The sequence below is a fragment of the Paraburkholderia sp. GAS32 genome (assembly GCF_050434225.1).
Lineage (GTDB): Bacteria > Pseudomonadota > Gammaproteobacteria > Burkholderiales > Burkholderiaceae > Paraburkholderia > Paraburkholderia madseniana.
Genome location: NZ_JBNPVS010000011.1, coordinates 1 through 20,932, shown reverse-complemented (window position 1 = coordinate 20,932; position 20,932 = coordinate 1). Strand labels below are relative to the sequence as shown.

Annotated in this window: 15 protein-coding genes; 12 read left to right on the top strand and 3 right to left on the bottom strand. The window is 63.8% G+C overall.

Annotated elements, in window-relative coordinates; all coding sequences use genetic code 11:
* Positions 1-149: 149 nt before the first annotated feature.
* The gene (locus P3T25_RS15490) at positions 150-1,859 is read right to left on the bottom strand and encodes a glutamine--tRNA ligase/YqeY domain fusion protein (RefSeq protein ID WP_429358341.1); all 1,710 of its coding nucleotides are present in this window, start codon (positions 1,857-1,859) and stop codon (positions 150-152) included.
* 493 nt (positions 1,860-2,352) lie between these two features.
* Here P3T25_RS15490 and ggt point away from each other — a divergent pair, with 493 nt between their 5' ends.
* Both ggt and P3T25_RS15480 read left to right on the top strand, forming a co-directional pair.
* Positions 2,353-4,107 carry a gamma-glutamyltransferase gene (gene ggt / locus P3T25_RS15485; protein WP_429358340.1) on the top strand — a complete coding sequence of 585 codons (1,755 nt, stop codon included), beginning with the start codon at positions 2,353-2,355 and terminating at the stop codon, positions 4,105-4,107.
* A 221-nt stretch (positions 4,108-4,328) separates the two neighbouring features.
* Positions 4,329-4,889, top strand: coding sequence for an RBBP9/YdeN family alpha/beta hydrolase (locus tag P3T25_RS15480; RefSeq protein WP_154566360.1), 561 nt, complete (start codon positions 4,329-4,331; stop codon positions 4,887-4,889).
* A gap of 114 nt (positions 4,890-5,003) precedes the next feature.
* On the opposite strand, the gene P3T25_RS15475 is transcribed toward P3T25_RS15480, so the two are convergent.
* Positions 5,004-6,224: a CaiB/BaiF CoA transferase family protein gene (locus P3T25_RS15475; RefSeq protein ID WP_429358339.1), complete on the bottom strand. Its 1,221-nt coding sequence runs from the start codon at positions 6,222-6,224 to the stop codon at positions 5,004-5,006.
* A gap of 307 nt (positions 6,225-6,531) precedes the next feature.
* Here P3T25_RS15475 and alaS point away from each other — a divergent pair, with 307 nt between their 5' ends.
* A complete protein-coding gene (gene alaS, locus P3T25_RS15470) occupies positions 6,532-9,156 on the top strand; it encodes an alanine--tRNA ligase (protein WP_429358338.1) in 2,625 nt (874 codons plus the stop codon).
* A gap of 157 nt (positions 9,157-9,313) precedes the next feature.
* Here the strand turns inward: alaS and P3T25_RS15465 are convergent, their stop codons facing one another.
* Positions 9,314-10,225: a LysR family transcriptional regulator gene (locus P3T25_RS15465; protein WP_154566363.1), complete on the bottom strand. Its 912-nt coding sequence runs from the start codon at positions 10,223-10,225 to the stop codon at positions 9,314-9,316.
* A 118-nt stretch (positions 10,226-10,343) separates the two neighbouring features.
* On the opposite strand from P3T25_RS15465, the gene P3T25_RS15460 reads away from it, so the two are divergent.
* The 9 genes from P3T25_RS15460 (at position 10,344) to P3T25_RS15420 (ending at position 20,806) form a co-directional block, all read left to right on the top strand.
* Positions 10,344-11,732: a YbfB/YjiJ family MFS transporter gene (locus P3T25_RS15460; protein ID WP_171927419.1), complete on the top strand. Its 1,389-nt coding sequence runs from the start codon at positions 10,344-10,346 to the stop codon at positions 11,730-11,732.
* Between the two features lie 257 nt (positions 11,733-11,989).
* Positions 11,990-13,021 carry a threonine aldolase family protein gene (locus P3T25_RS15455; protein WP_154566365.1) on the top strand — a complete coding sequence of 344 codons (1,032 nt, stop codon included), beginning with the start codon at positions 11,990-11,992 and terminating at the stop codon, positions 13,019-13,021.
* Between the two features lie 174 nt (positions 13,022-13,195).
* On the top strand, positions 13,196-13,726 hold the full coding sequence (locus P3T25_RS15450; RefSeq protein ID WP_154566366.1) for an NUDIX domain-containing protein: 531 nt from the start codon (positions 13,196-13,198) through the stop codon (positions 13,724-13,726).
* A gap of 3 nt (positions 13,727-13,729) precedes the next feature.
* On the top strand, positions 13,730-14,179 hold the full coding sequence (locus tag P3T25_RS15445) for an acyl-CoA thioesterase (protein WP_154566367.1): 450 nt from the start codon (positions 13,730-13,732) through the stop codon (positions 14,177-14,179).
* 4 nt (positions 14,180-14,183) lie between these two features.
* A complete protein-coding gene (locus P3T25_RS15440; protein WP_168435968.1) occupies positions 14,184-15,122 on the top strand; it encodes a branched-chain amino acid ABC transporter permease in 939 nt (312 codons plus the stop codon).
* Positions 15,115-16,404, top strand: a complete 1,290-nt coding sequence (locus P3T25_RS15435; RefSeq protein WP_429358388.1) for a branched-chain amino acid ABC transporter permease — start codon at positions 15,115-15,117, stop codon at positions 16,402-16,404. The genes P3T25_RS15440 and P3T25_RS15435 overlap by 8 nt, the downstream gene beginning before the upstream one ends.
* Positions 16,401-17,153, top strand: a complete 753-nt coding sequence (locus P3T25_RS15430; protein WP_429358337.1) for an ABC transporter ATP-binding protein — start codon at positions 16,401-16,403, stop codon at positions 17,151-17,153. Before P3T25_RS15435 ends, P3T25_RS15430 begins: the two co-directional genes overlap by 4 nt.
* The gene (locus P3T25_RS15425; RefSeq protein WP_154566369.1) at positions 17,150-17,863 is read left to right on the top strand and encodes an ABC transporter ATP-binding protein; all 714 of its coding nucleotides are present in this window, start codon (positions 17,150-17,152) and stop codon (positions 17,861-17,863) included. Before P3T25_RS15430 ends, P3T25_RS15425 begins: the two co-directional genes overlap by 4 nt.
* 510 nt (positions 17,864-18,373) lie before the next feature.
* Positions 18,374-20,806, top strand: coding sequence for a hypothetical protein (locus tag P3T25_RS15420; protein WP_429358336.1), 2,433 nt, complete (start codon positions 18,374-18,376; stop codon positions 20,804-20,806).
* The last annotated feature ends 126 nt before the right edge of the window (positions 20,807-20,932 follow it).

Below are 20,932 nucleotides of genomic sequence, written 5' to 3'. Positions count from 1 at the left end.
CCCGGACTCGCGCGTGCATGGATGCCGCGCTGTCACTGTCGATGGAACATGATGCAACGAAACGGCGTGCATCCCGCTCGCGAAATGCACGCCGTATTTGACTTCAGAGAAGCTACGTCAGATGCGCTTCGCGCTGTTGTGGCTCCAGCTTACGCCGGCTTGCCCCAACTGTCGCGCAAGCTGACGATGCGATTGAATACGGGTTTGCCCGGTTTCGAATCGACGCGGTCGGCGACGAAATAGCCGTGGCGCTCGAACTGATAGCGCTGTTCCGGCAGCGCGTCGCGCGCACCCGGTTCCAGGTAGGCGTTGACCACGCGCTTCGAATCCGGATTCAGCGCTTCGAGGAAGTCGCGGCCGCCGGCGTCCGGTTGCGGTTCCTTGAACAGACGGTCGTAGATGCGCACTTCGGCCGGGACCGCGCCTGCTGCGCTGACCCAGTGAATGTTGCCCTTGACCTTATAGGTGTTCGCGCCTTCCGTGCCCGATTTGCTGTCCGGGAGGTAGTTGCAGTGGACCGCGACGATGTTGCCGTTCTCGTCCTTGTCCGCACCGATGCATTCGATCACATAGCCGTAACGCAGGCGCACCTTGTTGCCCGGGAACAGGCGGAAGTAGCCCTTCGGCGGCGTTTCGTTGTAGTCCTCGCGTTCGATCCACAGTTCGCGGGAGATCGGGAACTCCCGAACCCCCATTTCCGGATGATGCGGGTGGACCGGCGCATTGCACGGCTCGGTCACGCCTTCGGGGAAATTGTCGATGATCAGCTTGACCGGATCGAGCACGGCAGCAGTGCGTGGCGCCTTGTCGTCCAGATCGTCGCGCAGTGCGCCTTCGAACACGCTCATGTCGATCCACGAATCGACCTTGGTGACGCCGATGCGCTCGCAGAACAACTGGATCGCTTCCGGCGTGAAACCGCGGCGGCGCACACCGACGATAGTCGGCATGCGCGGATCGTCCCAGCCCTCGACATGGCCTTCGGTCACCAGTTGCAGCAGTTTGCGCTTGCTGGTGATCGCGTAGGTCAGGTTCAGGCGCGAAAACTCGATTTGTTGCGGCAGCGGGCGCGTGAAGATTCCAGCTTCGGCCAGCTCGTTCAGAATCCAGTCGTACAGCGGACGGTGGTCTTCGAATTCGAGCGTGCACAGCGAATGCGTGATGTTTTCCAGCGCGTCCGAGATGCAGTGCGTGTAGTCGTACATCGGGTACACGCACCATGTGTCGCCGGTGCGGTAGTGATGCGCGAAGCGGATGCGGTAGATGACCGGGTCGCGCATGTTGAAGTTCGGCGACGACATGTCGATCTTCGCGCGCAGCACATGCTCGCCTTCCTTGAACTCGCCGGCTTTCATGCGGCGGAACAGGTCGAGGTTTTCCTGCACCGAACGCTCGCGGAAGCGCGACGGCGTGCCGACTTCGGAAGCCGAGCCGCGGTTCGCGCGCATTTCTTCGGCCGACTGGCTGTCCACATACGCCTTGCCGCGTTCGATCAGCAGTTCGGCGAATTCGTACAGTTTGTCGTAGTAATCGCTCGCGAAATAGAGCTGTTCCTTGCCGCCTTTTTCCCACTCGAAACCGAGCCAGCGCACCGAGTCGATGATCGAGTCGACGTACTCGACGCTTTCCTTTTCCGGATTCGTATCGTCGAAACGCAGATGGCACACGCCGCCGTAGCTGCGCGCCACGCCGAAGTTCAGGCAGATGCTCTTGGCGTGACCGATGTGCAGGTAGCCGTTCGGCTCGGGCGGAAAGCGCGTTTCGACGCGCTGGCCCCACTTGCCGGTGCGGTTGTCTTCGTCAATAATGTTGCGGATAAAATTGGATGCCGCTGGCGCGTCGTTGCGTTCGGTATTCATGCGAGAAGGTGAAAGTCTGTCGGGGACGCGCAATGCGCCCACTTATCCGTCAATTCTACCTGACGCGTTCGCTCGCGGCAGGCGAGTGCGGCGCGCAGCCAACGTTTGAGCGGTTTCGAGTGGTTTTTGGGGGACGAGATCGTGCAAGCTGCGTTTAATGTGCTGTAACAGGAGGTAAAACGTTTTGTTGGCGCGGTCCATGGCGACTTACGATGCGGGCGGCGCACTCTCCACGCGCCGCGCACGGGCGACATGATGTTCGCCCACGGATTTTTCCCCGGCGCCGCTTTGCGCCCGTGCGGCGCAAGCCAGACAGCCTCGCCGCACACCCGCGCCCCGCTCAAGCCGTTTCGGATTGCGCTGCCTGTGCCCTGCCGTGTAGCGCCCACCAGAGCGCTGCCGGGCACGCAGGCCGCGTCACCCATTGGGCCGCCCTGGCATGGACGCTTTCCGTTCGTGCAACATGGCGTTCCTAGTTCCCGGAGTTCCTCAGATGTCCGTCCCGTCGCATGACGCGCCTCGCGCGCCCTTCGCCTCTTTGTCTTTCGCACGGATCGTGACGGCTGCGGCCGTGTTCGCCGCGCTCGCCGGCAGCTTCGCCGCGCCCGTCCCCGCGCTCGCGAAAACGCCGCTGCCCAAGGCCGTGCTGGACGCGTCGGCGGTGGCCGTGCCGGATCGCTTCAGCGCCGACACCGCGCAGCAGATCTTCGCCGCCGGCGGCAACGCGGTGGACGCCGCGGTGGCGATCGCCTTCACGCTGGCCGTGACCTGTCCGGACGCGGGGAATCTCGGCGGCGGCGGCTTCATGACCGTGTTCATGGACGGCAAGCCGTATTTTCTCGACTATCGCGAGCGCGCGCCGCAACAGGCGACCCGCGACATGTACCTCGACGATAAAGGCAACCTCGTGCCGGGTATGAGCCTCGTCGGCCATCGCGCGGTGGGCGTGCCGGGCACCGTCGAGGGCATGTGGGAAGCGCAGCAGCGTTTCGGCAAGCTGAAATGGAAGCAGGTGCTGGCGCCCGCGATCCGTTACGCCACCGACGGCTTCCAGGTCGACCAGGGGTTGCAGCAGCGCCACGACGCGGCAGCGAAGAGTTTCGCCGGCAAGACCAACTTCGAAGCCTACTTCTCGAACCTGAAGGCGGGCGTCATGTATCGCCAGCCTGAACTCGCGCAAACCCTCTCGCGCATCGCCGGCGACGGCGGGCGTGAGTTTTACGAAGGCCGCACCGCCGATCTGATCGCCCAGCAGATGTATGGCCACGGTCTGGTCACGAAGCAGGACCTGATTCAATACAAGGCTGTCTGGCGCCAGCCGCTCACCGCCAATTGGAACGGCTACCAGGTCGTGACCGCGCCGCCGCCGAGTTCGGGTGGAGTCGGGCTGATCCAGATGCTGAAGATGAAGGCCGATCTGAAGCCGGCGTTCGATGGCCTCGAGCTGAATTCCGAGCCGTATATCCATCTGATCGCGCAGATCGAAGACCGCGTGTTCGCCGATCGCCAGCAATACATTGGCGACCCCGATTCGTACAAGGTGCCGCTCGACAAACTGACCAGCGACGCCTACCTCGCGCAACGCGCCGATGAAGTGAAACCCGACGAAGTGCCGGGCGCGACGCCCGTTAAAGGCGGCCTCGGCGACGTGATGCCGGAGAAAGCGCAAACCACGCATTATTCGGTGGTCGACAAGTGGGGTAACGCCGTGTCGAACACCTACACGCTGAACGGGGATTTCGGTTCCGGCGTGGTGGTGGACGGCGGCGGCTTCCTGCTCAATGACGCGATGGACGACTTCGTCACCAAACCGGCTGCCGCCGGCACGCCCGGCGCGACGGCTGACGACCTGAACACGGTGGCCCCGGGACGCCGGCCGCTTTCGTCGATGACGCCGACCATTCTGTTGAAGGACAACAAGGTGTCGCTGGTGATCGGCACGCCTGGCGGCTCGCGAATACTCACGTCGATCTTCCAGGTCATGACCAACCTGTACGATTTCAACATGGCGCCGACCGATGCTTTGGCCGCGATGCGGTTCCATCATCAGTTGCTGCCGCCGAAGACGATCTATTTCGAGCCGTATCATCCGATCACGGGTGAGTTGGCCGATCAGCTGAAAGCCAGGGGCTACACGCTGGAAGGGCAGTCGTTCAACGGCGACGTGCAGATGATTCGCGTCGAAGGGACGACGCCCGAGCCGGCGGCCGATCCGCGCGGCGTGGGCGTGGGCCGTGTGATGCATTGAAGCATGCGGCTTTGGCCGGGCGAAGTGGGTGATTGCGGAAGCGGGCTGCGGAAGCAAACTGCGGAGACGGACTGCGTGCGGAGACGTACCGCAAAAACGTACCGCAAAAACGCACCGCAAAAACGCACCGCAAAAACGTACCGCAACGACAATTGCAGACGTGGACCGCGGAAACATATCGCGAAAGCGAACTTGAAAAACGAACTGCGACGGGGAACGCAATGAGCGGACAAAAACTAAACGTACTCGTGCTGCCGGGCTACCAGAACTCCGGCGCGGGTCACTGGCAGACGCTTTGGGAAGCGCTCGATCCCGCCTTCGTGCGCGTGCAAATGCCTGACTGGGATCATCCGACGCGCGACGCGTGGTGCCGCACGCTCGACGCCGCAGTGGCCGCAGCCGACTCGCCGGTGGTGTTCGCCGCGCACAGCCTGGGCTGCCTGACGACCGCCTTCTGGGCGTCGCAATACGCGAGCGTTGAGCAGTTGGCGAAAGTGGCCGGTGCATTACTGGTGGCCGTGCCCAACCCCTCCGAGGCGCATTTTCCGCAGGACGCCAGTGGCTTTGCGCCGGTGCCGCTTGTGCGACTGCCGTTCGCGAGCATCGTCGTGTCGAGCAGCGACGATCTATACGGTGGTGTGCCGTTTTCGCAGACTTGTGCGAGCGCGTGGGGCAGCCGCTGGATCGATATCGGGCCGCGCGGCCACATCAATGCCGACAGCGGCCTCGGCGATTGGGAAGAGGGGCGGCGCTGGCTGGCTTCGTTAGACGAGCGGCGGTGATGGCCTGATTTGCTGAGATTAGGGCGGCGAGTGAGCTGGCACCGTTGCCAGCCTCACTGCAAGTCGCCAACGCCCCAGCCGGCCCCAAATCACTCGCCCGCAACGCAGCCGTCCTCAAATCACCGACTGGTCCCGCAACGCCGCGATTCGTGCCTCGTCATAGCCGAGCACATCGCGCAGGATGCTGTCGGTGTGCTCGCCGAGCGTCGGCGGATGGGACAGCGCTTCGGGCGGCGTACCGCTCATATTGATCGGATTGCGCACCAGTTTGACCGTGCCGCCCGACGGATGCGGCAGATCGACCTGCAACCCGCGCGCCACGACCTGCTCGTTCTCGAACACTTCGCCCAGATCGTTGATAGGCCCGCACGGCACACCGGCTGCTTCGAGGCCGGCAATCCACTGTTGTTTGCCCTGCAGACGCACCATGTCGGCAAGAATCGGCACGAGGATATCGCGGTTGCGTACGCGTGCCGGATTGGTGGCGAATCGCTCGTCAATGGCGAGTTCGGTGCGGCCGCCGGCCTCGACGAACTTGCGGAACTGGCCGTCGTTGCCGACCGCGACAATGATCCAGCCGTCGCTGGTCTGGAAGGTCTGGTAGGGCACGATGTTCGGATGCGCATTGCCCCAGCGCACGGGCGGCTGGCCGCTCGCCAGGTAATTCGAATTCATGTTGGCCAGCATGGCCACCTGCACGTCGAGCAGCGCCATGTCGATGTATTGACCTTCGCCCGTGCGGTCGCGATGCGTGAGCGCCGTGAGCACGGCGATGGTCGAATACATGCCGGTCATCAGATCGGCGATCGCGACGCCGGCCTTTTGCGGGCCGCCGCCCGGCTGGCCGTCGCGCTCGCCGGTAATGCTCATGAAGCCGCCGATGCCTTGCACAATGAAATCGTAGCCGGCGCGCTGCGCATACGGGCCGGTTTGCCCGAAGCCGGTCACCGAGCAATAGATCAGATCGGGCTTTACTTCCTTCAGCGACGCGTAATCGAGGCCGTACTTCTTCAACTGCCCGACCTTGTAGTTCTCCAGCACCACGTCGCTTTGCGCGGCCAGTTCGCGGATGATCCGCTGGCCTTCGGGCGAAGCGATGTCGACGGTGACCGAGCGCTTGTTGCGATTGGCCGCAAGGTAATAGGCGGCCTCGCGCGTGTCGGCGCCTTCAGGCGTTTTCAGATACGGCGGCCCCCAGTGGCGCGTGTCGTCGCCGACTTCGGGCCGTTCGATCTTGATCACGTCGGCGCCGAAATCGGCGAGCGTCTGCGCGCACCAAGGCCCGGCGAGTACGCGTGTGAGGTCCAGCACGCGGATATGACTGAGAGCGCCCATATTTTTCATTGTCTCCTTTGTAGCCAAAGCGACGTACATGTCGCCGCGGATGGGGGCAATCTTAAGCGATTCCCGCGCGCCGGCGCAGTCAGCCGAACGGCATAGGACGCGCGGCGCGCCTCGTCATGTCACTCGCTACCCGGCCAAACCTGGCCGAATGGCCATCGGGACCAGGGTGGGACAGGGCCGCCGCCGCGCACGGGCGCCGATCCCGTATAATCAGTCGTTTAAGAAACAAACAGTTGGCGCATCCCCATGATGCCGCCGGTAACAGCCAGGGAACTGGCAAACCCGTCCCCCGCACGCTATGAAAGCCGCCGAAATCCGCGAGAAATTCCTCAAGTTCTTCGAATCGAAGGGCCATACGATCGTTCGCTCGTCGAGCCTTGTGCCCGGCAACGACCCGACACTGCTCTTCACCAATTCGGGAATGGTGCAGTTCAAAGATGTGTTCCTCGGCGCGGAATCGCGTCCGTATTCGCGCGCCACAACCGCGCAGCGCAGCGTGCGCGCCGGCGGCAAGCACAACGATCTGGAAAACGTCGGCTACACCGCGCGTCACCACACGTTCTTCGAAATGCTGGGCAACTTCTCGTTCGGCGACTACTTCAAGCGCGACGCGATCCACTACGCGTGGGAATTGCTGACGGGCGTGTATCAGCTGCCGAAAGACAAGCTGTGGGTCACCGTCTATCACGAAGACGACGAAGCGCACGACATCTGGGCGAAGGAAGTCGGCGTGCCGGTCGAGCGCATCATCCGCATCGGCGACAACAAAGGTGCGCGCTACGCGTCGGACAACTTCTGGCAGATGGCCGACGTCGGGCCGTGCGGCCCGTGCTCGGAAATTTTCTACGACCACGGCCCGGAAGTCTGGGGTGGCCCGCCGGGGTCTCCTGAGGAAGACGGCGACCGCTACATCGAGATCTGGAATCTCGTGTTCATGCAATTCAGCCGCGACGCGCAAGGCAACATGACGCCGCTGCCCAAGCAGTGCGTCGACACCGGCATGGGTCTCGAGCGTATCGCCGCGGTTCTGCAGCACGTGCACAGCAACTACGAGATCGATCTGTTCCAGGCGCTCATCAAGGCTGCAGGCCGCGAAACCGGCGTAACCGATCTGACGAACAACTCGCTGAAGGTGATCGCCGATCACATCCGCGCGTGCTCGTTCCTGATCGTCGACGGTGTGATTCCGGGCAATGAAGGCCGCGGCTACGTGCTGCGCCGTATCGTGCGCCGCGCGATACGCCACGGCTACAAGCTGGGCAAGAAGGGTTCGTTCTTCCACCGCATGGTGCCGGACCTCGTCGCGCAAATGGGCGGCGCCTATCCGGAACTGAAGGACGCGGAGCAACGCGTGACAGATGTGCTGCGTCAGGAAGAAGAGCGCTTCTTCGAGACCATCGAGCACGGCATGTCGATTCTCGAAAGCGCGCTGGCCGATCTGGAAGCGAAGGGTGGCAAGACGCTCGACGGCGAACTCGCGTTCAAGCTGCACGACACCTACGGCTTCCCGCTCGATCTGACGGCAGACGTCTGCCGCGAGCGCGAAGTGACGGTCGACGAAGCCGCTTTCGACGAAGCCATGGCGCGTCAGCGCGAACAGGCTCGCGCGGCGGGCAAGTTCAAGATGGCGCAGGGCCTCGAATACTCGGGCGCGAAGACCACGTTCCACGGCTACGAAGAAATTATCTTTGACGACGCGAAAGTGATCGCGCTGTATGTTGACGGCGCGTCGGTCAAGGAAGTGAGCCACGGCCAGCAGGCGGTCGTCGTGCTCGACCACACGCCGTTCTACGCGGAGTCGGGCGGCCAGGTCGGCGACCAGGGCGTGCTGGCGAACGCGAGCGTGCGCTTTGCGGTGACCGACACGTTGAAGGTGCAGGCGGACGTCGTCGGCCATCACGGCACGCTCGAGCAGGGCACGCTGAAAGTCGGCGACGTCGTGAAGGCGGAAATCGACGCGGTGCGTCGTGCCCGCACCGAGCGCAATCACTCGGCCACCCACCTGATGCACAAGGCGCTGCGCGAAGTGCTCGGCTCGCACGTGCAGCAGAAGGGCTCGCTGGTCGATGCGGACAAGACCCGTTTCGACTTCGCGCACAACGCGCCGATGACTGACGAGCAGATTCGTCAGGTCGAAGCGATCGTCAACGCGGAAGTGCTGGCGAACGCGCCGGGCATTGTGCGCGTGATGCCGTTCGACGAAGCGGTGAAGGGCGGCGCGATGGCGCTGTTCGGCGAAAAATACGGCGAGGAAGTGCGCGTGCTCGACCTCGGCTTCTCGCGTGAATTGTGCGGCGGTACGCACGTGCATCGCACGGGCGACATCGGACTCTTCAAGATCGTGATGGAAGGCGGCGTGGCTGCCGGCATTCGTCGCGTGGAAGCGATCACGGGCGATAACGCCGTGCGCTTCGTGCAGGATCTCGACGCGCGGATCAATGCGGCTGCGGCCGTGTTGAAGGCGCAGCCGTCGGAACTGACGCAGCGGATCATGCAGGTGCAGGATCAGGTGAAGTCGCTGGAGAAGGAACTGGGCGCATTGAAGTCGAAGATGGCTTCCAGCCAGGGCGATGAACTTGCCGGTCAGGCAATCGAAGTGGCCGGCGTGCATGTGCTGGCTGCCACGCTCGAAGGCGCCGATGTGAAAACGCTGCGCGAGACGGTCGACAAGCTGAAGGACAAGCTGAAGAGCGCAGCGATTGTGCTGGCCTCTGTCGAGGGCGGCAAGGTGAGCCTGATCGCCGGTGTGACGGCGGACGCCAGCAAGAAGGTCAAGGCCGGTGAACTGGTTAACTTCGTTGCACAGCAAGTCGGCGGCAAGGGCGGCGGGCGCCCGGATATGGCGCAAGCGGGTGGCACTGAACCGGCGAATCTGCCGGCGGCACTGGCAGGCGTGAAGGGTTGGGTCGAAGCCCAGCTTTGATTCGGGTTTGATTGGGCCATGCGGGGCGCTGGTGGTTTTTGCGTCCCGGGTGGCCCAAGTTGTTTTTGGCCTTGGCGTGTCTTGCCGTGCATCAACCTGGCCGATTGCGGTGGCGGTTAGCGTTCCCCGCCACGCAGGCAAAGCAACAAGCAAAAATTCAAGCAACGCCTACCGGTGCAACGGTAGTCAACTCCACCGCATCCTCTCCCGACACAAGCGCTTGCCGCAGCGCATTGAGCGCGGACGAAAAATGCCCTCGTCGCCAGACGAGAAGCGTCTCGATCACACCAATATCCGGAAGCTCATGAACCGCGATGTTGCTCGTATCGGTTTGCAGATCGAGCACTGATCGCGGCGCCACGGCCACTCCCGCGCCGGCGGCGACACAAGCCACGATCGCATGATACGAGCCGAGCTCCAGAACGCGGGCCGGCCTTACGCCATGCTCCAGATACCACTTCTCGATGTACGCCCGGTAAGCACACCCGCGCTCGAACGCGATCAGCGTCGATAAAGCAATATCCCGTACTTCGCGAATCGGCCGATGGCCTCGCGGCGACAGCATCACCAGTTCTTCGCGGAAAACCGGCACTGTCTCGAACAATTCACCGAGCGTGGCTGGATCTGGTGGCGTCGCCACCAACGCCGCATCCACTTCGAATTCGCGGACCCGCTCGATCAGCTTGCCGGTCGTGCCGGTTTCGAGTTCCAGCGCGACATCCGGCCACCGCTGGTGGTAACTCGCGAGCAATCCAGGTAGACGCGTCGCCGCGACGCTTTCCATCGTGCCCAAACGCAGGCGCCCACTCGGACGATCCTCGCGCACGGCATGGCGCGCCTCGTCGGCGAGTGCGAGCAAACGCTCCGCATAGGGCAGCAGTGTCTCGCCAGCCGGGGTCAAAACAAGGCGCCGGCCGTCACGGATGAACAGGTCGGTGCCCAGTTGCTCCTCAAGCTGCTTGATGCGCGTCGTGACGTTCGATTGCACGCGATTGAGCTTGGCAGCGGCGCGCGTCACGCCGTTTTCCCGCACGACAGCACGAAAAATGGTCAAGGCGGCCAGATCCACGATTCTCTCCTGGAGATGGTTGGTATCGCAATTATTCATTTTTCGTGATCGAAAGGTCAAGCTAATATGGATTGAACAAACCGGCGACTGCCGGCCCGCTTCCACTATCCGTCCACTTATGATTGATCTCGCTTCCAGCGCGCAAGATACCGCTACCGAACGTCACGCTGCCCGCCGCGCGGCGCTTGCCTGCATGATCACCTTGGCCGTGGTGCTCGGTATCGGCCGTTTTGCGTTCACGCCGCTCCTGCCGCTGATGCTTCACGGCGGCGCTCTCGGTCAGCCGCAGATCGATATCCAGCACGGCGGCTGGCTCGCATCGGCCAACTACGCAGGCTATTTCGTCGGCGCGATCACCTGCGCGGCGCTGCGGGTGGCACCGGCGCGTATGGTGCGCGCGGGGCTTGTCGCGACGGTCCTGCTGACGCTGGCGATGGGCGTAACAAGCCAATTCTGGGTGTGGGCCGTCGTGCGCTTCATCGCCGGCGCGGTCAGCGCCTGGACCTTCGTGTTCGCCTCGCAGTGGGGCTTGCGGCGGCTCGCCGAACTCGGCGCGCACGGGTGGGGCGGGGTGATCTATACGGGCCCGGGCATGGGCATTGTCGGAACAGGTTTGCTCGTCAGCGCTGCGGGCGGCTATGGCGCGACGGTCGGTTGGATCGGTTTCGGACTCATCGCGGCGGTGCTTTCGATCGTGGTTTGGCCCGTGTTCGGGGCCGTGACCGGCACCACTTCAAAAGGCGCGACGCTTGCCACGAACGGGTCGATGCCCGTCGCTCATGCCAGTCAACGCTCGGCTGGGCAGCACTCCGCCGGGCAGCACGACACCGGCCAATACGTCGCAATTCAGCGACCCACGAACCATTTCTCCGTCGCGAACCAAATCCCGGCCGCCGGCCAACACGCCCCCACAAACCGTGCCCCGCACCGCGCCGACGCCTTCTGGCTGATTCTGCTCTATGGCGTGCCCGGCTTCGGCTACATCATCACCGCGACGTTCCTGCCGGTGATCGCGCGCCACGCGCTGCCGGGCTCGTCCTGGCCCGATCTGTTCTGGCCTATGTTCGGCGCGGCCTTGATCGTCGGTGCGCTTCTCGCGGCACGCCTGCCGGTGCATTGGGACAATCGCACCCTGCTCGCCGGTTGCTATGTGCTGCAAGCCGCCGGTATTGCGCTCGGCATCGTCTGGCCCACGGCGGGCGGTTTCTCGCTCGGCAGCATCCTGATCGGCCTGCCATTTACGGCCATCACCCTGTTCGCGATGCGAGAGGCGCGGCGCCTGCTTGGCGACGAAGCGGCCGGCCTGATGGGCTATGCGACGGCGGCTTACGGCGTCGGCCAGATCGTCGGCCCGCTGGTGGCCGCGCCGATCGCCGAGCACACGGGGTCTTTCTCGCCGGCCTTGTGGCTGGCGGCGGGGACGCTACTGTTGGGCGCGGCCGGCCTGATCGTCGTGGCACACATGCCGCGAGGCCGTGGCCGCATGCCCGATTGCGGCTGCAACTAACGGTCTTTCCGGGGGCGCATTCCTCGACGTCAACCGATCCCGCAGGCGCAGGCGCAGGTGCAGGTGCAAGTGCAGGCGCAAGTCCAAGTCCAAGCGCCAGCAAGGCAAGTTCGTCCGCCGCCTTGCGCCGAGCGCATGGGCCCGTTGAACCGCCCACGAGGCAAATACCAGGCCAAAAAACAAATAACTCACCGGCGCACTAAAATGACGGCTTTCCCGACATCTCAGCGCGCCCGTCGCCGGGCGCGCCGCCAGCCATGCAACATTTCGCGTCCGACAACTACGCCGGCATCTGTCCCGAAGCGCTCAACGCGCTGATCGCCGCCAACAACAGCGGCCACGAACCCGCTTACGGCGACGACTCCTGGACCAACCAGGTTTGCGACCGCCTGCGGGATCTGTTCCAGACCGACTGCGAAGTGTTTTTCGTGTTCAACGGCACGGCCGCCAATTCGCTGGCGCTGGCGTCGCTGTGCCAGTCGTATCACTCGGTGATCTGCCACGAACTCGCGCACATCGAAACCGATGAATGCGGCGGCCCGGAATTCTTCTCCGGCGGCTCGAAGCTGCTGACCGCGCCGGGCGTCGGCGGCAAGCTCACGCCGGATGCGATCGAAGCGGTCGTCACGCGCCGCGCCGATATTCATTACCCGAAGCCGAAGGTCGTCACGCTGACCCAATCGACGGAAGTGGGCACCGTCTACACCGTCGAGGAAGTGCGCGCGATCGCGGCGATCGCCAAGCGGCGTCATCTGAAAGTGCACATGGACGGCGCGCGCTTTGCGAATGCGGTCGCGGCGCTCGACGTGCATCCGTCCGAGATCACGTGGCGTGCGGGCGTCGACGTGCTGTGCTTCGGCGGGACCAAGAACGGTTTGCCGGTCGGTGAAGCCGTGGTGTTCTTCGATCGCTCGCTCGCCGACGATTTCGCCTACCGTCTGAAGCAGGCCGGCCAACTCGCTTCGAAAATGCGCTTCATCTCCGCGCCGTGGCTCGGACTGCTGGATAACGACGTCTGGCTGCGCAATGGGCGTCATGCGAATGCAATGGCGGCCTTGCTGGAAACGCGGTTGCAGGAAATTCCCGGTGTGAGCATCATGTTTCCGCGAGAATCGAACGCGGTCTTTGCGCAATTGCCGGCGCAGGCCGCCAAGGCAATGCGTGCGCGCGGCTGGAAGTTCTACGAGTTCATCGGCGCGGGTGGTTGCCGGCTGATGTGCGCGTGGGACACGCAGCCGGAAACCGTCGAGCGTTTCGCTGCGGAAGTGCGCGAGCTGTGTCTGGCCTGAAACCGCATCGACTGCGCGCCTGCGACCAGGCTGGGACCGTGAACTTGGACTGGAAGCTGAAACCAGGAACCAGGCGTACAAACAGCACCGCGCACGAGTTGCTGAACCGGCCGCAGCACGACATTCAACACTGAACAACGCCGCACACGAACCATAAGAGACGACCCACTCGCCATGACCGAACACCGATTTTGTCCGCGCTGCGCTACGCCTTTGATCGAGCGCGTCGATGCCGAACACGAAGGCGGCCGGATCCGCCAGATCTGCCCTGATACGGAATGCGGCTACGTTCACTGGAACAATCCGCTGCCGGTGGTAGCCGCGATCGTCGAGTACGACGGCAAGATTCTGCTCGCGCGCAACGCCGCATGGCCGGAAGGCATGTTCGCGCTGATCACCGGTTTTCTGGAAAACGGCGAGACCCCGGAAGAGGGCATTGCCCGCGAAGTATTGGAAGAAACCTCGCTGCACGCGGAGACGGTCGAATTGATCGGCGTGTACGAATTCATCCGCAAAAACGAACTGATCATCGCGTATCACGTGAAGGCGTACGGCACGGTCGCGCTGTCGCCGGAATTGCTCGAATACCGGCTGGTCGAGCCGGCCAAATTGCGTCCATGGCGTGCGGGCACCGGTCAGGCGCTCGGTGAATGGATGCGGCGGCGCGGCTTGCCGTTCGAGTTCGTCGAAAAACCGGGGCAGTAAGCGATGAACAAACCCGCACCGGCCACGCGCAGCGCCTACCCGCATTTTCTACCGATCACCACACGCTGGATGGACAACGACGTCTACGGCCACGTCAACAATGTCGTCTATTACAGCTACTTCGACACGGTGGTGAACGAGTACCTGATTCGCGCCGGCGTGCTCGATTTCGAGCATGGCGCGACGATCGGTCTTGTGGTCGAGACGCATTGCAATTACTTCGCGCCGCTGGTGTTTCCCGAGCGCGTCGAAGCGGGCTTGCGGGTCGTGCGGCTCGGCACCTCGAGCGTGCGCTACGAAGTGGGTCTCTTCAAGGAGGGCGAAGATCAACCCGCCGCCCAAGGGCATTTCGTGCACGTGTATGTGGATCGCGTCACGCGTCGCCCGGTGAGCTTGCCCGCCGACTTGCGCGCGGCGCTCGAACCGCTGACCGTCGCTGTGCAGGCGGAATAGGCGCGTGCAGTCGTTCGTCATCAACCTGCTCAACGGTGTCAGTTACGGCCTGCTGCTGTTTATGCTGTCGGCGGGCCTGACGCTGATTTTCAGCATGCTCGGCGTGCTGAATTTCGCGCACGCGAGCTTCTACATGCTCGGCGCGTACGTCGGTTTTTCGGTGGCGGCGCATGCGGGTTTCTGGAGTGCGCTCGTGATCGCGCCGCTGATCGTCGGCTTGATCGGCGCGGCGTTGGAGCGCTGGCTGCTGCGGCGCGTGCGTGTGCACGGTCATCTCCCCGAGTTGTTGCTGACTTTCGGCGCCGCGTATCTGCTCGGTGAGCTGGTCAAGCTCGGCTGGGGTTTGAGTCCGCTTGGCGCGACTGTTCCGGCCGTGCTCGACGGGCCGTTGTTCACCCTCTACGGCGCGGCCTTTGCACGCTATCGGGCCTTCATGATGGTGGTGTCGCTGGCGATGCTGGCGGTGCTCTACGCGGTGCTGCGCGTGTCGAAGGCGGGGCTGATCGTTCGCGCCGCGCTCACGCATGCGAGCGCTGTCGAGGCGCTCGGCCACAACGTGCCGCGCGTGTTCACCGGTGTGTTCGCGGCAGGCACAGCGCTCGCCGCGTTGGCCGGCGTGATCGGTGCGCCGCTCTTCGTGATCGAACCGTCGATGGCGGAGTCGCTCGGCTCGATCGTCTTCGTGGTGGTCGTGATCGGCGGACTGGGCTCGTTGAGCGGGGCGCTGGCGGCATCGCTGATCGTCGGTTGCGTGCAGACCTTCGCGGTAGCAAGCGACGTGTCACTGGGCGATCTCACGGCCGTATTCGGAGGCGTGCTGCCGGACGCATGGGACACGCTGACGCTCGCGCAACTCGCGCCGCTGATTCCCTATCTGCTGCTTGTCGCCATGCTGGCGCTGCGCCCGCGTGGACTGTTCGGACGGCGTGACGATCATGCGTGAGCCGCCCGAGAAGTTTGCTGCGCCGGCAGTCAAGCCGCGCTCGATGTTGCGCAGGTTCGCGCCATGGCTCGCGCTCGTTCTGTTCCTCGCCGTGCCGCCCTTTGTCTGGCCGCAAAGCTGGCTCCTCGCCTATCTCGCGCAAACCGCGACGATGATCGTATTCGCGCTTTCGTACAACCTGCTGCTCGGCGAAACGGGTTTGCTTTCTTTCGGACATGCCGCTTATTCCGGCCTCGGCGCGCTCATTGCGGCGCAAGTGTTCAATCGCATCGGTGTGCCGTTGGTGCTGCTGCCGTTGATCGGCGGCATCGGCGGCGCGCTGTGCGGAGTCCTGTTCGGTTTCGTGTCGACGCGGCGCGCCGGGACGGCCTTCGCGATGATCACGCTCGGCATCGGCGAGCTCGTCGCCGCGGCCGCGTGGACGCTGCCCGACTGGTTCGGCGGCGAGGCCGGCGTGCCAATCGATCGCGCGAGCGGACCGATGCTCGCAAGCTGGAGTTTCGGCCCGGCGCGCGAGGCGTATGCGCTGATCGCGCTGTGGTGCGTGCTGGCGAGCGTCGCGATGTTCGTGTTGTCGCGCACACCGTTCATGCGGCTAGCCAACGCCGTGCGCGACAACCCAGTGCGCGCCGCGGCGATCGGCTGTTATCCGCGCCGTATCCGCTATGGCGTGGTGGTGATGTCGGCGTTTTTTGCCGGTATTGCAGGCACCTTGGGGCTGATCAATGTCGAACTGGTGTCGACGGAAAGCGTCGGCATGATGCGCTCGGGCGCCGTGCTGATCGCGACGGTGACGGGCGGCACAGGAGCGTTTTTCGGGCCGGTCGCGGGCGCGATCGTCCTGACGTTTTTCAGCGTCGCGGTGGCGAGCGTGACGCGGGCATGGCTGTTCTATCTGGGGCTATTCTTTGTCGTGATCGTGGTGGCGTCGCCGGATGGACTGGCGGGCTTCATGCAGCGGCACACGGCACGTGTTGCCGCTTACGGTTGGCGCGTATGCGGCAAGGCGTATCTATGGGGCGCGGCTTCAGCGGCGCTATGGACGCTGGCCGTAGTGCTCGCGGTGCAGTGGGCGTATGCCGTGCAATTTGACGCGGCCGATGGCGCGGCGTTCAGCGTCATCGGTGTGCCGCTGGAACCGGCCTCGCCGCATTTCTGGCTCGGCGTCGTGGTGTTCATGCTGGCCGCGCCAGGCGCACTCGCCGCGCACTATGCACATCGTGCGCAAGCACGTCTTGCCGTGCGCGCCAGCGCCACGCAGATCGCCGGAGACGCGCGATGATCCCGGCCCTCGCGGTCTACGGCGTCGAAAAACGCATCGGCGCCACGCGGATTCTGCGCGGCGTCGATCTTGCGATCGAGCCCGGCGAGCGCCATGCATTGATCGGGCCGAACGGCGCAGGCAAGTCGACGCTCTTCAATCTGATCGCCGGCGGCGCGCGCCCGAACGCCGGGCGCATCGATCTGTTCGGCGCGGAGATCACGCGCCTCGCGCCGGCCGCCATCACGCGCCGGGGCCTCGCGCGCAGCTTCCAGACCACTAGCGTGTTCGCACGCCTCAGCGTATTCGACAATTTGCGCTGCGCGGCCATGCTGGCCGAGCGCGACCGCACGCGCTGGTGGCAGCGTTTCAGCGGCTCACCCACGGTCGATGCGCGTGCCGAGCAGGTGCTCGAAGCCGTGGGGCTGAGTGCGCGCAGACATATCCAGGCCGGCACGCTTAGCTATGCCGAGCAGCGCGCGCTCGACCTCGGCCTTGCGCTTGCAGGCGGCGCGCACACCTTGCTGCTCGACGAGCCAACTGCGGGCATGAACCGCGCAGAAGCGGCGCGCGCCATCGAACTGATTCGCGCGGCCACCGCCGGCCGTACGTTGCTGATGATCGAGCACGACATGGACGCCGTGTTTGCGATTGCCGACCGCGTTTCGGTGCTGGTGCAAGGCCGGATCATCGCGACCGGCACGCCGGCGGCGATTCGCGCGGATGCGGCCGTGCGCGCCGCTTATCTTGGCGACGGCGTCCGCCCATGACTGCCTTGCTCGACATTCGACAACTGAACGCCTGGTACGGCGCGAGCCAGACCCTGCACGGTGTCAACTTGCAGATCGACGCCGGCGAAGTCGTCGCACTGGTCGGGCGCAACGGCTCCGGACGCTCGACGCTCGCGCGCGCGATCATGGGCCTCGTGCGCAGCGAGGGCGAGTTGCGTTTTGCCGGCCACGCGCTCGGCGGACTACGCACCTTCGAGATCGCCCGCCTGGGGCTCGGTTACGTGCCAGAGCATCGCGACGTGTTTCCGACGCTGAGCGTCCATGAGAATCTGCAACTCGGTGTGGCGCCGCACGCTCGCGGCCGTGCACCGCGTTTCACCTTTGACGACGCCTACGAACTGTTCCCCGTCCTGCGCGAACGAAAGCGCACGCGCGCCGGCGTGTTATCGGGCGGCGAACAACAGATGCTGACGCTCGCCCGGGCATTGCTTGGCGACCCCGACCTGCTGGTCATCGACGAACCGGGCGAAGGGCTGGCCAGCGTGGTGATGGGGCAGGTCGCGCAATGTCTGCGGATGTTGCGTGATCGTGGTGTGGCGATGCTGCTGATCGAGCAGCGGCTTGTCATTGCGCAAGACATCGCCAGCAGGGTTGCGGTGATGGGGCACGGCGAAATTGTCTTCGATGACGCGCTCGCGTCGTTTGTGAAGCGGCCGGACGTTATGCAGGAATGGTTGGGTGTGGGTTAGCCGCGATGCGTAGCGGAGCTGCGCATAACCGCTGGTTCACCCGGCGTCGCCGCAGCTCACTGAAGGACAGCGCTCGATAGGGCGCCCGAGCCCGGTTTCGCGAAGCCGAACCTGAGCGTCCTTGGCTGGCGTCTCGCTGCGGTTTTATTGCAGCGCCGCATTCGAATTTGCGACCTTTTTGCTGTTCTGACATGCGCGTCACGCACTGCGCGATGCACGCGCCCCTCGTTCCACGCCCAAATCGCGCTCTGGATGCCGTTTGAATCCCGTTTGCGTACAGCGCGCTCAAGCCTGATGCGTGGGGCTTTCCAGTGACTTGTTGTGGCGATTCAAACGCTTGATCGTTTGGTGAGCGTCCTCCAGAAATCTTGTCGGCAGCGCGCTGACAAATCAAGACAATCAGGTCAAAGGCGCGCAACGGCGGCACGGTGTTTAAAGCCGACGTATGTGCGACCGACCATGCCGTGCCGGGCGCGCAAAAGACGCGCCGCGGCCTCAGGAGGAGACATCATGAAACAGACAGGCGCATTGGGCGAAACATCGGCTGACGGCGTGCAGGCGGAGCCCGCGCTGCGGCCGCTTCAAAGAATGTTGTCGCGTCGATTGGCGCGAACGCCGCTCGGAGAAACGTGGCGCACGCGAGCCGGCGCAGGCGCCGCGCTGGTGACGGCTGCACTGCTGATGTCCGCGTGCGCCGACGCGAGCTCCACGACCGGCGATGCCGCATCCGCGCCGTCGGCACAAACGAGCGCGGCAGCGAACGCTGTGAGCAACAACGACAGTCTGCTGACGGCAAAATCTCAACCGGATGCCGCGGGACCCACCGCTAACGCCACGAACGGCGTCGCTACCGCATCGAACAGCGCCGCCGTTGCGAGCGTTGATCAGCCTGCCTCCGCATCGCGCCCCTCGCTCGAACTCGCCAAGGCCAAGCAGCTTGCTGCCGAACAGCGCGTCGCCGCACGCGTGCCGGCCGCGAGCGGCATGACCGAGAAGCGCAGCCGTCCGCTGACGCTGCGCGATTCCGGCATCGACGGATCGTTGATGTTCGCACGCGACGTCGACTTTCGCGTGACCGGCGACATCGGTTTCATGATTCACGACATGGCCGCGACGCTGACGCCGGCGCGCGCTGGACAGCCGATCGTGTTCGACGATCCGGCCAGCGTGACGATCAACGTCCACCGTGGCGACGTCACGCTCGACAGCGCCAAGCTCACTGCGATTTTCAATCGCTACCTGTTCCAGTACCAGGGCTCGCCGCTGCGCAATATGCGAGTGGTGCCACAAGACGGCGGCACCTTGCGAATTACGGGCGAAATGCATCGCGACACGTGGGTGCCGATCGTGCTGTTCGGGTCGCTGTCGATGCGCAACGCCGACAACCTCGTGTTCCATGCCGACCACGTCGAAGTGGCCGGCGTCGGTGCCGACAAGCTGATGCAGGCTGCGCACGTGAAGATGGCCGACCTGTTGAAGGTGGACACGCCGATCGCGCGTCTCGACGGTGACGACGTCGTGATGCAGGTGGCCAAACTCACGCCACCGCCCGCGTTGCGCATGACGATCACGCAGATCAATACCAGTGCGGCAGGTGTCCGCTTCATGCTCGACGACCACACGGTGCAGAAGATCGACTGGCCCACGACGATGCCACCGCGCGGCATGCTGGTGCAGGGCGGCGACGTGAAATTCATGCGTTCGATGCCTATGAACATCGACATGGCGCTAACGCCACTTGATACGAATGCGCCGTTCGTACTCGACCTGTATCACTACCGCGACCAGATGGCGGCCGGCTACTTCACCTTCGACGAGGCAGGCGCACTGGACGTGCATTTGCCGTCATATCCCACGCTAGCCAGCGCGTCGAAAGATGCGCCGACGCAAGTGGGCAGCGCGAGCGCGCGCTTTAACGACAGCTTCATTCGCGCGCAGCAGGCGTCGCTCGCGCAGGCGCGCCTGGTCTGGCAACAGGTGCCGCAGACTTTGCGGACGGCATCGGTTGCACGCGCGATCCCGGTCGGCACGCGGGCGGCATTTGTCGGTCAGAGCATGGCGACGCCCGGCTCTGCGATTAGCGACGAGCGGCACTCGTCCGGACCTGCACCCTTGATTCACGTCGAGAATGTCGACTTCTACGTATCGGGTCGAATCGGCTTTCATGTGCGTTCGCTGGATGCGCAGATGGTGCCGAAGAAGCCGGGTCAACCGGTCGACCTCGACGATCCGGACCAGTACGACATTCGGATCATTGGCGGCGAAGTGGTCGAGCCGTGGCCTGCCATGGCGGCGTTGTTCAACGATTATCTGCTCGACTATGAGCCGCGTTCGCTGAACGATTTGCAGTTGAAGCCGGTGGATGGCAAGTTGGAAGTATCGGGCGGGATCAAGTTGTGGAATCACTTTCCTGGCGTGTGGCTGCCGACGACGATGAGCGGCACGATCGTGGCTAAGGATGAGCGGCATCTTGTCTATGAGCCGACCTCGGTGAAGGTGCTGGGGGTGCCGCAGGCGGGGTTGTTGCGGGCGCTGGATATTCCGTTGGCGTCGTTGACGCCGTTTACACGCAAGGGTGTTGCGTTGAAGGGTAGCGAACTGGTGTTCGATCAGTACACCGTGTTTCCGCCGCCGGTTTTGCAGGGGCGGCTGGCTAGTGCGACGGTGACTGATGAGGGGTTGGTGTTGAAGTTCAAGCGGGATGCTTCTATTGCCGCTGCGAGGCCGCCTGTTGGGGCGGCGAAGAGTTTTGTCTGGATCGAGTCGGGTGATGTGAAGATGTTTAATTCGTTGGTCACGAATGCGAGGACTTTTATTCGGGATAGTTCTAATCCTGGGGTCATGAAGTTTGATCTTTATGGATATCGAAGGGATGTTTCCAAGGGGATTGTGAGGATGGGGGAGGATGGGGGATTGGACGTGGATCTGGCTGCTAGGAAATAGTTAGGGTTTTTGCCTTCGCGGCGCTTATTGTCCGTGTTCTTAGGGCTTTGGCCTTTCCTTGAATTGTTAGTGGTCTATTAGCGTTGCCCCTGTGCGGGGCGGCACCTACTTCTCTTTGCCGGCTGT